Here is a 14,129-nt window from a genome sequence, read left to right as displayed (position 1 = left end):
AAACTTGAATTAACGTTGACGTTCTTGCTTTGTTTAGTTTTCAAAGAACTATTTTCCAACAGATTCATAATATAACATTTTACAATCTGGCTGTCAAATGTTTTTTAAGCGTTGATGTCTTAGCGACAAATAATATAATATCAACTTCGTTTTTATTTGTCAATCAGTTTTATATTTTTTTAAAAAAACATATGACTAGTTTATTATTTTAAAGAAAGCAGTTCACTTAAAAAGCAGATCTGTGAATACAGATCTGCCGTATTAAATATTCTGCTATTCTACTTTGATTTCTCCGCTTCTACCCCTGTACCATTTACAAAACACGTTAGTTACGTCCTGCGGGACATCCTCTACCCCTGCATGGTAAATCGGCTTTGCCCGATTGATCGTCTTTATTGATGCTAGACCTAACAATTTTTGAATGATATTCCTCGATACCTTTACTTCGATGACCTTTTCTCTTTTAGAAATAAATAATGTAGTAGTTAAACTCCCTGTTTTGAATTGAACAAAACAATCATTCAAAACATATTGGGTATTATAGAAATCCAGTAATCTTGCTATACCAATAACAACTAATAAGATAACAGGTATTATCCACCACGCCTGCTCCATATTTAGAACAACTGGTTTGAAATAGTATAGGACAGCCGTTGTTAAAATCCAAATCCAGCTTGGCCACAGCAAGCGTACCCACAAGGATTTTTTCGGAAGTCTAACCATCTTTTGAGTTACTTCATAAGTTGGCAAAATTTCTGAAATGATCTCATATGCGCGTTTAATTGGTAGATACGGATAGAGAGAGTTGATCTCGTGTTTATCTTCCCCAGAACCAAGACTTCCCGCACTGGTCAATTTCACTTCAGCGAGTCCGAACAATCTCTTTAGTATTGTTTGTTTAATTTCTAGCGCTTGTACTTTTTCTTTTGAAATAGAAAAAGAAGATTCATTAATAACGCCTTTCGTTATATAGATTCGATCAACATCGGAGGAGATTTCATATTTGCCGTATTTTAAAAATGTCGAAACAACGCCAAAAGCTGCTGAAGCAATAACAAGTAATAGAATGATGCCAAAAACAATCCACCAGGAGCTCAAAATTCCGGAAATAACTCCTTTTGCCTCTTCCTCCACATGGAAGATATCATTTATTTTGAAATAAAGTGAAGCAATTAATGGAATAAGAAGGAGAAAGCTAAAAGAGGTGAAAGAAGCTTTTAACGTATCCTTTTTTGTCGGCTTAAAATGTATGACTCGATTTGGACTTACCTTTGAATCATCCTCTTCATAAATTAACTTTTCCTTGTTTGCATCGCTTTCCTGAATGGAAGATATTTCAACGTGTACAGCGCCAGACAATTGCGCCTCCATTCGATCGGCTTCTATTCTTGAAAGGACATCGAATTTTACCGCTGCATCCTCCCCTTTAATTCCTGTTTCAAAACTAATAGAAGTCACTCTAAATATCCGATGGAATAGAGCCGTATGCCGATTGATGTTTTGAATCTTTGAAAAGGGAATTGATCGCTCAGATTTACTAAAAACTCCTTTGTAAAGATAAAATGATTTATTATCGAATGCATATTTAGTGGTGAACCACTTGATAATTATCGAAATAAACGTTATTACGAAAGTTAGAATGAAAATAACCTTACCATATTTAATAAAGGCTGAATCTGAACCTGCCTTGATTACAAATAAAAAGACCACAAAAAAAATGGAATTCTTCATCAAATTCAATAGTTGAAAAAGCATAAGTAAAGGGTTATACCTTTTTGCAGGAATCATGATTCCACTTCCTTTACTTTTGCAAATTGAGCAATTTGATTCCTTAACTCAATCGCTATCTCCTTTGGAAGTGCAGGAATTGTGTACGATGATGCCATTGTTTCCACTGACACCGAATAGAGACCATACCTTCTAAGCAACGGTCCTTGGTTAGTCGCGACCGATTGTATTTTTGTCATAGGAATAAGTTGGTTCTTTTCATTTAGGGTGCCATACTTCAATTGCAAAAATTCTTCATCCACCCCATAACGCCATGTTTTATATAGAAGAAATGGTTTAATAAATGACCAGACTGCTAGCAGCACAGAAATACTTGCAACTCCTATTAATATCCACCCAATCCACTCTTTCCATAAAAACAAATAATCTAGATAAAATAAAACACCAAGTATGATGAATCCAATTATATTTTCAATTACTTCGCTAATTATCCATACTTTGACCACATCTTTGGCTAATCGGTTTTGGGGTGAGGGGATATGATCATTCATAAGCCCACTCCTTTCTCTCTAATCTAGCTGAAACTCTCTAGTTTTATATACGATTATAGACGGAAATGGTTCTATTTTATTTTTAGATCATGTGCAGAAATAATAAAAATGCTAAGACATAGAATTAAACAAAAAGAAGACCAGCAAATTTTAATCAGCTGGTCTTCTCATATGATTTCAAGTAAATACAAAATAAATTATCCTTGAATATCCCGCTTTTTATACCCTATAAAGCCCACAGCTATTATTACAAGAGCAATGATTGTAAGGATGACTATCTTCATATAATTTATTTCTTCAACAGGCAGCTTTGGTATATGGCCATAAGGAGATAGTCTGCTCATCCATTCAGGGAGTTGAAGGAACCCACCTAAATATACGACAAAGAAGGAATAGGATAAGTAAACCCATACTAAACCAGACAGTTTAGGCATAATGCCAATAAATAATGCGGCGATGCCAATCATAATCCATATCGCAGGTAGATAGACCATTGCTGCACTATAAATTCTGCCAAAAGCAATTCCCTCCTCCATTACCGAATTCCCGACTACCCCTAATCCAATTACGACTAGCGACATCATAACAAACCCACAAACAATGGATATAACAAAATAGCTTCCCATCATGCGTATCCGAGATACAGCACGACTTAATAAATGATCTGTTCGATTCTTTCTTCCCCTTTAAGCTTTAACATCGCCATTAAAGGTGGGATCGTACAAATCATTGAAATAATTGACATTACCTGGAACATAAGCAATCTTTTTATGGATTTCGACGGCATCCTCCCACACATCCAATCCAAAGATTTCCGCTTCTCCTTCAGTCGCTTTCAAAATGCCAAGAGTATGCGTATAGTCGTGGATTTTCCAGCACCATTAGTTCATGAGGTTTTTCGATATTACGTAGAGAAAGCAATGGATGAATTTGATCAATTACATAATAGTGATATTGCTTTTCCTGATAAAATTAAGCAAATTATTTTCACTAAAAAGGAAACAGCCAGTCAGATTCATGAAGATTTCTATCAATATCTAATGAAGGAGTATACAACAGGGGTCAATTATATTAAAAAAAATGTATGTCGAAAAAATTATCCCTCGTTTAATGGATCTTTTTAATGAGGGGAAGAAACAGGGATATGTGGATCCAAGTGTATCTAATGAAGCCATCTTATTTTTCATCCAAGCAGTTCATGAATATATACAACGAGAAGATGTATATCAAAAAATTCTCCCGCTGACCGAGGATATTATGAGGCTACTGTTTTATGGAATCGTGGGAAAAAAAGAAAATTAATGCGTAGGATAAAGAAGAAGGAAAAGGAGCACGAAGGAAAGACGTCATGCTCCTTATTGATCATAATGCCCCTAGTTTATCATTATGTTGACCTAATATATTGTTTATATTTTTCTGCATCTGACCTTTCACATTCCACGATTAGTTTCGTCCCATCATCCTCATACTCACTAACAAGCACATGACAATTCTCATTAAAATAAGAAACGATCTCACCTTGTGCATAAGGAATGAGAAATTCACATTGAATAGAATCATTGAATATCACTTCACAAATTAATTGTGTTAATTCATTAAGACCAGTTCTCTTTTTTGCCGATAAATACACACAATTTTGCTGAGTCAAAGGGTATTTCGCTTCTATTAAGTCTGCTTTATTATTAGCGTAAATAACAGGAATTCCTTCAATTCCAATATCATTTAATATCTCATTTGTCAGTCTTTTTTGTTCCTCATGATTTGGATTGGAATAATCCAAAACATGAATGAGTAAATCAGCTTCGCCAACCTCTTCAAGCGTCGAGCGAAATGCCTTTATTAAGTGATGTGGAAGCTTATGAATAAATCCCACTGTGTCAGTTAATAAAAAGGTTTTGTTTTTTGTTAGCTTAATCTTTCGTACGGATGTTTCCAACGTAGCAAATAGCATATCCTTTTCAAAAACTTGTTTGTTCACATCCTCATTATATTTTTCCAGCATCGCATTCATTATTGTAGACTTACCGGCATTGGTGTAGCCGACTAATGAAACGATAGGAATATTATTCTTTTTACGCAGCTGCCTTTGTGTCTTTCGTTGGTTTATTAATTTTTCAAGTTCTTTGTTAAGTGCCGTTATTTTCATCTCAATTTTCCGGCGATCCAGTTCTAGCTTCGTTTCTCCTGCCCCTCTATTCTTCAACCCAGCTCCACCGCCTTGGCGTCCAAGGGATTCCCGCATGCCTACCAACCGAGGCAGCATATATTTCAATCTGGCGACTTCAACTTGCAACTGAGATTCCCTTGTCTTCGCGCGATTAGCGAAAATTTCCAATATAAGCATCGTTCGGTCAATAACCTCACAGTCAAGCTCTGACTCTAAGTTCCGGATTTGAGAAGGAGACAGTTCATCATCGAAAATGACAACATTTGCAGCCCTCTCTTTTATGAGTGTGAATAGCTCCTCAACCTTTCCAGCCCCTAGATAATGCGACTTATTCAATTGGTGTAGATTTTGAGTCATTTCACCAACTGCCTCTATATCACAAGCCCCTGCTAAATTAGCTAATTCCTCCATCATATATTCGAATTCTGCTTGATTACTATTCAGATTTACACCAACTAAAACGGCCTTTCTCTTCATAAATATTTTCCTCCATTTCATATAAAGTGAAACTCAATCAGCGGGGTCTTACGGCCCGTTAATCTGCAATAAAATAAAAAGCACAGGCAATCTGCCTATGCTTCTTAATTAGTAAACGGAAATGGATATATCAAAAAACGCAAAGAATAGTTGTTTACAAAAAACAACTACCGTCTTAACGATAAAGTGAAAGGTCCTTTACAGAAAGAATGGTGCATGAATCTATCCTTAATGTACAGGAAAACTTAGGCTTCAAGCCTAATTCCTGCAATCTTTAATGAAAAATATCATGACATAAAATGAACTATTTTATTTTAAAGACAACAAAAAAGAGAGTGAGTTCGTCCTCACCCTCTTTTTACATGCCGTAAAATAAGGTTTCCTTAAAAAAGGCAGACCAATCCCGTTTACTCCGCGCACAGGCAGAGCCTTGAACGTATTCAATTACTGGTTCAAAGTTTGGAATCGAAGTCTGCTATATACCATTAAGGAAAACCTCCATTCATTATAAGTATCTTTATCATAACATCACTTGACAGCATTAACAATGCAAAAGTTCAAAATTATTCCACAACTGCAAAAAAGAAGAGAATTAATAACTAATCAAACGTTTGATTAAGATATTGACACGTATTTATGCTTTCTCCATTTTCACCTTAAACTTGTTATTCAATGCACGTTTTTGCCATACTATTGTCGTTACTAACGTGATCACTAGGAGGATTAATCCTAGAACAAACGGATAAATTATTTTAACATCGTATAATAATCCCGCAAGCGTTGGTCCTAAAACATTCCCTATGCTCATATAAGCGTTATTCATCCCCATAGCAAATCCTTGCTCGTTTCCTGCCAACTTAGAGATAAGTGTATTCAAAACAGGGCGAAGGATAGAGGTTGCAAGGAAAATTAATAATGTGATACCGAAGAAAAGCACATAACTGGATGCGAATAACGACAATAGAAAACCGAATGTCGCTACACCAATAAACATAGTTAATACGCTTCTTTCACCGAAACGGCGTACAATGCGTTCAACGATGAATAGTTGAACGATGACACTAATTATTCCTGTAGAAGTAACCATAATGGCAATATCCTGTGGAGAGGCACCAAACTGATTATCAACAAATAAACCAAGTACGGATTCATAAGCCATTAAACCAAAGCTCATAACAAGTGTAATAATGAGTGGAATGAAATAAGGCATCTTTACAGAACGAACCATTTTTCTTGCCATCGATTCATCCTCAGGTATATGAACCATAGCTTCAGAAGACTGATCTGGTTTGCTTTCTTTAAGAACAATAACTGAGAATATGACCGCTACAAGTGATACTAACGCCGAAATCAAAAAGGGCATCTTAAGTCCAAAATCTGCTAAAAAACCGCCGACTCCTGGTCCAATAACAATCCCAAGTGACATAGCCGCTGAAACGAAGCTATTTCCCTTTGCCCTTTGTTCCATTGTCGTAATATCTGCTACATAAGCAAAAATAGCAGGTATTAGCAATGCAGCTCCTACCCCACCAATAAAACGAGAAATATATAACCACCAAATGGAATTAGTGCCGTAAAACACGAACATAGAAGCCGTCAAGCCTATTAGTCCATAAATAATCATCTTTCTCCTGCCATATTGATCTGTCCATTTTCCCGCAATTGGAGAGAAGATCAACTGTGCACCTGCAAATATGGCGATCATTAACCCTGCAGCAGTTCCACCTTGATTAATTGATTCCAAATAGGCTGGAAGGATGGGAATGATTATCCCAAAGCTACCTATAGCAATAAACATATTAATCATCAAAATGGTTAACTTTTTCCTTTGATCTGTTGTCACGCAGAAAACACCTCTTCCCATTAAATTTATTCAAACGATAAGATTTTTTTATACAAGTTATGATCTCCTTACTAAATTAAGAGATTTATAACATAATTTTACAGCCGCTAAAAGAGAATTATCATATCATGATATATAAAAGTTGTCAATACATTCAAACAAAATTGTAATTCGAGGTCTATATTACTACTAGTGTACATGTAATCAAACGTTTAATTAAACCAGTTTTCCTTATCAACTACCTTGCATTATTAAGTAAAGTGTTTTATACTTTCAAAATACTTAATATTGTTAAGTAATCAAGTTGGAGGTATCACGTTTGAATGCAGAAATGTTAAAAGGAATAATTGACCTTCTGATTCTTTCGATCGTAAAGGAAAAGGATGATTATGGCTATGGGATTTCTAAAAGAATTAAAGAAAGGACAGAAGGGTCGTTTGAAATTCAAGAGGCTACATTATACTTAGCCTTAAAAAGGCTGGAAAAACAAGGAGCGCTTTCCCCTTATTGGGGGAAAGAAAGTCATGGCAGCCGCAGGAAATATTATGAAGTGACAGACTATGGCTACCTTCTTTTGGAAAAGAACCTATCGGATTGGTTAAAGATCACTGAAATGGTCAAGCGTTTTATCTAATGGAGGTTACAGATGAATCAAAGTTTACGTAGAATAATGAGTTTGCAGGAAATTAGTCACGGCTGGTTATTATTGCTTTCATTCATTCTCTTTGGGTTTTCATTTTATAACGATCGTATCATTGATCCAATTGATGAATGGGGTTCTTCAATCGGGTATGGAATTTCGTTTGCAATTGCAGCTTTTTGGGGAGCTATTAATTATATAAGTCATATACGTATAAATGCTATGTACAAAAAAGAATTGGATATTGGTATTTATGTTCAGCAATTAGCAATGAGTAAGGAAGATCAACTTGAACTGCAGACATATTTGGAAGATTACGTTCAAGATTTAATCACACAAGGTTTTTCAAAAGAGGATGCAACAAAAGAAGCGATTAACCAATTCAAAGTAAAGGAAATTCTTTCAAAAAATACAATGTTGTTTAACTTGCATGCACACTTTTATTTAATTGGATGGGTAGCTATATTATTTATCACATTCATTCTCCTTTGGTTTACAGAGCACTCTCTAAATATTGAATCAGACTATCTTCTTCTAATTGAAGTACCTTTATTTGTATATTGTTTAGGGATGTCTGGTGTGTTTCTATTGTATAAAGTAATTGATTCGATTTTCTATCAAAAATATAAGGAGCTATTTTCATAAGATAGATTTATGCTTTTCATACATTATGTTTAGATAAAAATTGGAGGAAACAAACAATGAAATGGAAAAATATATACAACGGGTTTTTCATGGGAATCAGTGACCTAATTCCCGGTGTAAGCGGAGGAACAATTGCGTTTATTTTAGGAATATATGATGAACTACTCACATCAATCAGCGGGTTATTTAGCCGTAACTGGAAGAAGCATATTGGCTTTCTTCTTCCACTTGGCATAGGTATTGGTGCAGCACTCTTACTGCTAAGTAAGGTTATCAAATATTTATTAGAACACCATTATCAGCCAACACAATTTCTATTTCTCGGGCTTATTATTGGAGTGCTTCCTTTTATTGCTAAACAGGCGGATATAAAAAGAAACTTCAAAGCAGGACATTTTTTGCTCATCCTTGTTGTTGGTATCTTACTTGCTTCAACCGCTTTTATTAAACCCAGTGATGCTACCCCCATTACAGAATTGACTGGGGCAAATGCGATTGGGCTTTTCTTAGCAGGATGGGCTGGCAGTATGGCCATGCTTCTTCCAGGAATAAGCGGTTCTTTTATTCTGCTGCTCATTGGCGTTTATTCAACAGCGATTACCGCCTTATCCGATTTAAATCTTCCTATTATTGCTGTTATTGGAGCTGGTGTCATTGTTGGATTAATCGTCAGCAGTAAAGCTATTAATTACCTGCTCACTCATTTTACACATGCCACATTCGCTTTTATCATTGGACTCATCCTAGGATCAATTGTCATTATCTTCCCAGGTGTACCAATGAACGCAGCTTCAATCGTTTTTTGCATTGTAACATTCATTGCTGGGCTTGTAATTGCAAAACTATTTAGCTCCCCACGTAAAGATTAAAAAAAAGAAACATCCCCAAAACTTTTTGGGAGATGTTTCTTTTTCTATTCATTCAATCATTTATGTGTATCTCTTAAAATTACCCTTCGATCATGCAGTTTATTCTTGTGAGCCTAGCGCCTCTTGCTTCTTCTCTACTTTCATATTATAAATTGGCAATATGAACAGCAAGCCAATAATAAACAAAATGGCTGCTGATTCAAAGATGGCAACCAATGAGAATTGCTGCTTTAATATCCCTGCTGCACTCATTGTTAAAACCATGGAACCTGTGAACAGCGGACTTAATATTCCATTGACTCTGCCAATAAAAGCAGATTCTGTTCTCTGCAAAATCATTGTATTAATTCCAATCTGGATACATGGAAGCATTAATCCATTTAAAAACTCAGCACCAAGTGTTAACCAAAGATTTGTTGATAATCCCATGACTGCCAGCCCAATGCCATTGGCCAGCATTCCAAAAATTAAAAGCTTCTGCGGTGGCACATTTTTTGCAGATATCATCACACCTGCCCCACCGATAATCATACCAATGCCATTCGCAGTAAGTAACCATTGAAGATTTTCCTTCGGTAAGCCTAATTGTTCAGTAACAAGAAAAATAGAGAGAGGCTGAACAAAACCAAGGCCAAGTCCGGCTGCAAGAAAGCATAGACCTAATTGGCTTAATTCCTTCTTATTCAGCACATATTTAATGCCACTCTTCATTTCTTCCCATAGTGAAGTTGTACGGTTCTCTTCTTCCATGACGCGATCTTGAGGAAGGAAAGCTAAGGCCGCTGCTGAAACCAAGAACGCCGTTCCTGTAATCGCAATGGAAATGTTAATGCCAAATGCTTGAAATGCAAATGTTCCAAGAATAGGACCTAACACCATAAATACTGCAAATACCGTTTGATAGACAGACATCCCCGCTTGAATTTGTTCCTCGGGCAAATGCATTTTGAACAGCTTCATTCCAGAGGGCTGAGAAAATTGCGACAAAATGGCAGAGATTAATGTTGCGAAAAACACAACTTGCCACGTCCCGAACATAAGTGTCACTAATACTGCAAATACAGATATGGCACTTAGAATATCGCACCAAACCATTGTTCTTTTCGGACGCCAGCGGTCAGCAAACGTTCCGCCGATAAAAGAAAAGATAAAAATGGGCGCAAATTCAGCAACAGAAATCATTGAAACTGCAAAAGGATCTCCCTTTGTCTGCTCCATAACAAACAGGAGAACAGCAAAGTTTCTCACCCATATTCCTATCTGTAAAAACAAGCCAGACATTATAATAGCCTGGAAAACCCGATTGCCAAACAGACTAGGTGATCCGCTAGCTAATTGATTTTTTTCCAAAATAAAACCTCCTGTCATATTCTAGACAGGAGGAGAAGGTACAATACAATACAATACCAAAATGGCAAAATACCCCTAATGGAAGGGACACAATGAACATATCGTTTGTATAAAAATGTACAGACTAATCCTATCTAGAAAAAATAAATCGTATCATATACGAATTTTTCTTAACAAATAGGATTAATTGTTCATTGTTCCACGGACACCCTTCCATTTTTTGATATTAACATCATAATTGAAAAATTATGGGAACGCAAGGTTTTTCGCAGCCTATTTTTTTACAATAACTGCCTATCTTACAAAAATGTAAGAGACATTGTAAGGGAAAACAATCGTATTTATAACAGCCTCTTGTATGATGAACGAAGTCATACTAACAAGGAGCTGCAATAACAGTACAATTTATCGGCTTTTATTTAATGAATTATTTCGACTCTTCTATACAAATTGAGTTCAAATGATGTTCTAATACCCGAACGATTCGATCTTTGTCAACTCGTTTCGGCTCAAGTAATGCATGGAGTGCGATCCCGTCGATAAGGGCGTACAACCGCTCTGTTTCTATAACCGTATCGAGGCCTTTTCGAAGCAGCCCATACTGCTCCATGGAATCTACAAGCTTTTTTATTCCCGTAAAGACGCCATCATCCTTTATATTAAAAATGTCTTCCTTATGTCTGGCATGGGCAATAAAAGCAAACCATACTTCCATTTCTGCCATCGTTTCCTCATTTATCGGAACCAACTGAAGCAAAATATGCAAGATCATTTCTTTAGGCGGCAAATCTTTCCTAGTTATTTTATTAATACGAACAGTTGCCTGTTCCTTAACAAGTTTCATCGCATACACAAGCAATTCATCTTGTGTAGAAAAGTAATGACGCAAGGCCCCAAGCGATAGCCCTGCTTCCTTAGCGATATTTCTAACGGTCGCTCCTTCCATTCCTAGATTTAAGATGACCCGCCATGTTGCTTCAGCAATTTGTTTTCGTCTTTTTTCATGATCAACTATTTTCGGCATAGTATTATTCTATCAATGAAAAAATGATTTTTCAATTTTATAATACAGTTGTATTATTTAATATCACATGATAAAATTTGTTTTATATAATACAATTGTATTGAAAAGAGGTGCATCGTTTGAATTTCCTTGCCTGGATGATTATCGCTAGTGAGATTGGTTTTTGGATCGTTATTATTTTAGGCTTAGTTACACGCTACATATTTAAAATGAATAAACTTGGGCTTGTTTTTTTAGCCTTAACTCCTGTCATAGATTTAATTTTACTAATAACGACAAGTATTGATTTATACCGTGGAGCGACCGCATCAAATATTCATGGGATTGCAGCTGTTTATATTGGTGTTTCAATCGCATTTGGTAAAGGCATGATTCAATGGGCAGACGAGCGATTCCAATACTATATTACCAAACAGGGACCAAAACCGGCTAAACGTTATGGGTTGGAATATGCTAAGCATTATTTAATCGGATGGGGAAAACACGTAATTGCCTATTTCATAGGTGCTGGCCTTTTAGCTTGGATGATTTATTTCATAAATGACCCCTCCCGTACGGAGGCACTAAGTGGAATATTAAAAGTGTGGTCTATTATTTTAGGCATTGATTTTCTTATTTCAATCTCGAATTTTATCTGGCCGACGAAAGCGAAGGGAAAACAAGTACACTCTAATGACCAATGAAAAAATAAAAGCGGATTTCTCCTATTAGGAAAATCCGCTTAAAACATTACACAATAAAATAAGCAATGATTGATAAACAAATAGAAGTAATCCCCATTGCAATTAACGGCTTTAATGCTTTCGTGCGAAGATCGTGAAGGCTGACATTCAATCCAAGACCGACCATTGCCGCTGTTAAACACCAAGTGGTAAGATTCGTTACTCCGTTCATAAACGTTTCCGAAACAGGAATGGACTTGCCAAACACATAGCTGCCGATTACACTCATAATCATAAACCCAATGAGGAACCACGGAAATTCAATCTTCGTATCTGAATTCTCTCCGGCATTGTTCTTTTTCATCATATACATAAAAATAAAACATAAAGGAACGAGCAAAAATACCCTTCCTAGTTTTGCAAGTAAGCCAATAGCGAGTGCATTCTGCCCCCCGGGTGCAGCTGCTAATGCGACATGAGCTATCTCGTGTAAGCTTATCCCTGACCAAATGCCATACTCACTCGCTGTTAGTGGAAGGATGGGGCGTAAAATCGTATAGCCAATCGCAAAAATAGTACCAACAAGTGCAATAATCCCAACCCCAATAGCAGTATCCTCATCCTTAGACTTAATAATCGGAGCAATAGCCGCAATCGCGGCTGCACCGCACACCCCTGTTCCTACTCCAACAAGCAGTGAAATATTCTTATCTGCTTTTAACAAGCGGGCAAGCCAAACGGTTAACAAAATTGCAAAAACAATGACACCAGCATCACGGATGAGTAATCCAAGACCATCCTCTAAAACCGTCCCGATATTTAGCTTTAACCCATATAAAATAATTGCAAATCTTAAAAGTCTTTTGGACGAAAAAACAATGCCTGTCCGCAGAAGCTCTGGGTATCCAATCATATTTCGATATAAAACGGCTATGACTATAGCGGAAGCTAACTGGCCAACATGGTCAAACCCAGGTAATTTTGCTAGTAAGTAGCCTAATAAAGCGATAAAAAATGTAAATGCAATCCCACCGACCCATCTTCCTGTTGAGACAGGTTTTTTTTCTGGTTGGACCGGTTCCTTCCCAGTTGAACATCCTTTAGCTGCTTGTGCAGACATTTCATCACCACCAAATTTGATTGTAATCTTAGCATAATGTTTTCTTTACTATAAGGAAAATAATAATTTATAATGCTAATAATAAGTAAAATACATACCAATATGGAGATGATGATTTGGATCAGCAATTAGCTGTCTTTGTTACTGTTGCTGAAAAACAGAACTTTTCACGTGCTGCTGAAGAATTGCATATGACACAGCCTGCTGTCAGCCAATATATTCAAGCCTTAGAACGTGCTGTGGGCACAAAATTATTAGAACGGACCAATAAATATGTCCATTTAAATAAAGCTGGAGAAATTGTTTACCACCATGCAAAAGAAATATTGGGTCTTTATGGGAAAATGCATTATTTAATCGATGACCTTACAAATAATCCAAATGGACTGTTATCCATCGGAGCAAGCTATTCTTTTGGGGAATATGTTTTGCCGCGCTTAATCGCTGACATGCAGGAAAAATATCCTCAAATTAGGCCTGCCATCACCATTGGCAATACGAAGGAAATAGCTGAACTTGTTCTTGGTCACCAGTTAGATGTCGGCATTGTGGAAGGAGAATGCAAGGAGAAAAACTTAAAAATTGAGCCTTTTGCGGTTGATAAGATGAGTATTATCACCTCTCCAAAAAATCCATTAACACACATAAAAGGCGGGGTATCTATTGGCGATATTGAAAAAGAAACATGGATTGTTAGAGAAAATGGCTCAGGAACAAGAGAGGCGACTGAGAGACTTTTTAAACAATTTAACATCACACCTCAAAAAATTCTAGAATTTGGGAGTACACAATTAATAAAAGAATCTGTCGAAGCCGGAATTGGTATTAGTCTATTATCTGATTGGGTGATTCGAAAAGAAAAAGAATATGGATCATTGGCAGTCATTGAGATAAAGGGAATTTCTCTTACAAGAGAATTCTCCGTTGTATTGCGCTCCCCATTTCAGTCAAAAGCGCTGTCAGTATTTCTGGAGATACTAAAGAATGAAAAAGAGTAACGTGAAAAAGCTGATAAACTTTCCAAAAGCAATCGTTTATCAGCTTCCTTATCAT

General features: G+C 36.4%; 15 protein-coding genes and 1 pseudogene. 6 read left to right on the top strand and 10 right to left on the bottom strand.

Translation table 11 applies throughout. The features are described 5' to 3' along the window. Window positions 1-273 precede the first annotated feature (273 nt). The 5 genes and pseudogenes from RUH74_RS18565 to RUH74_RS18545 all read right to left on the bottom strand — a co-directional run. Complete coding sequence (locus RUH74_RS18565) at window positions 274-1,788, bottom strand: PH domain-containing protein (RefSeq protein WP_313802685.1); 1,515 nt, start codon at window positions 1,786-1,788, stop codon at window positions 274-276. Continuing rightward, the gene (locus RUH74_RS18560; RefSeq protein WP_313802683.1) at window positions 1,785-2,279 is read right to left on the bottom strand and encodes a PH domain-containing protein; all 495 of its coding nucleotides are present in this window, start codon (window positions 2,277-2,279) and stop codon (window positions 1,785-1,787) included. The genes RUH74_RS18565 and RUH74_RS18560 overlap by 4 nt, the downstream gene beginning before the upstream one ends. Before the next feature lie 197 nt (window positions 2,280-2,476). Continuing rightward, the gene (locus RUH74_RS18555) at window positions 2,477-2,863 is read right to left on the bottom strand and encodes a hypothetical protein (RefSeq protein WP_313802681.1); all 387 of its coding nucleotides are present in this window, start codon (window positions 2,861-2,863) and stop codon (window positions 2,477-2,479) included. Window positions 2,864-2,931: 68 nt separating this feature from the next. Next, a complete protein-coding gene (locus tag RUH74_RS18550; protein ID WP_313802679.1) occupies window positions 2,932-3,066 on the bottom strand; it encodes a hypothetical protein in 135 nt (44 codons plus the stop codon). Continuing rightward, a pseudogene (locus tag RUH74_RS18545) lies at window positions 3,002-3,162 on the bottom strand (ATP-binding cassette domain-containing protein); the annotation flags it as partial. The gene RUH74_RS18550 and the pseudogene RUH74_RS18545, both read right to left, overlap by 65 nt. Here RUH74_RS18545 and RUH74_RS18540 point away from each other — a divergent pair. After that, on the top strand, window positions 3,131-3,403 hold the full coding sequence (locus tag RUH74_RS18540; RefSeq protein WP_313802677.1) for a hypothetical protein: 273 nt from the start codon (window positions 3,131-3,133) through the stop codon (window positions 3,401-3,403). The pseudogene RUH74_RS18545 and the gene RUH74_RS18540 overlap by 32 nt on opposite strands. 260 nt (window positions 3,404-3,663) lie before the next feature. Here the strand turns inward: RUH74_RS18540 and hflX are convergent, their stop codons facing one another. After that, complete coding sequence (gene hflX / locus RUH74_RS18535) at window positions 3,664-4,923, bottom strand: GTPase HflX (RefSeq protein WP_313802675.1); 1,260 nt, start codon at window positions 4,921-4,923, stop codon at window positions 3,664-3,666. Between the two features lie 634 nt (window positions 4,924-5,557). After that, entirely contained in the window at window positions 5,558-6,766 is a 1,209-nt protein-coding gene (locus RUH74_RS18530) for an MFS transporter (RefSeq protein ID WP_313802673.1), read from the bottom strand. A 319-nt stretch (window positions 6,767-7,085) separates the two neighbouring features. On the opposite strand from RUH74_RS18530, the gene RUH74_RS18525 reads away from it, so the two are divergent. The 3 genes from RUH74_RS18525 to RUH74_RS18515 are packed head-to-tail and all read left to right on the top strand — an operon-like array spanning window position 7,086 to window position 8,920. Next, the gene (locus tag RUH74_RS18525; protein ID WP_313802671.1) at window positions 7,086-7,400 is read left to right on the top strand and encodes a PadR family transcriptional regulator; all 315 of its coding nucleotides are present in this window, start codon (window positions 7,086-7,088) and stop codon (window positions 7,398-7,400) included. A gap of 12 nt (window positions 7,401-7,412) precedes the next feature. After that, window positions 7,413-8,051, top strand: a complete 639-nt coding sequence (locus tag RUH74_RS18520) for a hypothetical protein (RefSeq protein WP_313802669.1) — start codon at window positions 7,413-7,415, stop codon at window positions 8,049-8,051. Between the two features lie 56 nt (window positions 8,052-8,107). Next, the gene (locus RUH74_RS18515) at window positions 8,108-8,920 is read left to right on the top strand and encodes a DUF368 domain-containing protein (RefSeq protein WP_313802667.1); all 813 of its coding nucleotides are present in this window, start codon (window positions 8,108-8,110) and stop codon (window positions 8,918-8,920) included. 99 nt (window positions 8,921-9,019) lie between these two features. On the opposite strand, the gene RUH74_RS18510 is transcribed toward RUH74_RS18515, so the two are convergent. Both RUH74_RS18510 and RUH74_RS18505 read right to left on the bottom strand, forming a co-directional pair. Continuing rightward, complete coding sequence (locus RUH74_RS18510) at window positions 9,020-10,201, bottom strand: MFS transporter (RefSeq protein ID WP_396230097.1); 1,182 nt, start codon at window positions 10,199-10,201, stop codon at window positions 9,020-9,022. A 496-nt stretch (window positions 10,202-10,697) separates the two neighbouring features. Beyond that, window positions 10,698-11,294, bottom strand: coding sequence for a TetR/AcrR family transcriptional regulator (locus RUH74_RS18505; RefSeq protein ID WP_313802663.1), 597 nt, complete (start codon window positions 11,292-11,294; stop codon window positions 10,698-10,700). 119 nt (window positions 11,295-11,413) lie between these two features. Between RUH74_RS18505 and RUH74_RS18500 the strand changes: the two genes are divergently transcribed. Next, on the top strand, window positions 11,414-11,977 hold the full coding sequence (locus RUH74_RS18500; RefSeq protein WP_313802661.1) for a hypothetical protein: 564 nt from the start codon (window positions 11,414-11,416) through the stop codon (window positions 11,975-11,977). A gap of 46 nt (window positions 11,978-12,023) precedes the next feature. On the opposite strand, the gene RUH74_RS18495 is transcribed toward RUH74_RS18500, so the two are convergent. Then, a complete protein-coding gene (locus RUH74_RS18495; protein WP_313802659.1) occupies window positions 12,024-13,076 on the bottom strand; it encodes a YeiH family protein in 1,053 nt (350 codons plus the stop codon). 116 nt (window positions 13,077-13,192) lie between these two features. Here RUH74_RS18495 and RUH74_RS18490 point away from each other — a divergent pair, with 116 nt between their 5' ends. Next, window positions 13,193-14,074, top strand: a complete 882-nt coding sequence (locus RUH74_RS18490) for a LysR family transcriptional regulator (RefSeq protein ID WP_313802657.1) — start codon at window positions 13,193-13,195, stop codon at window positions 14,072-14,074. Window positions 14,075-14,129 lie beyond the last annotated feature (55 nt).

Source organism: Cytobacillus sp. (assembly GCF_032154635.1).
Lineage (GTDB): Bacteria > Bacillota > Bacilli > Bacillales > Cytobacillaceae > Cytobacillus.
The sequence above is the reverse complement of the archived record's forward strand: the minus strand, read 5'-3'. Positions and strand labels throughout refer to the sequence as shown.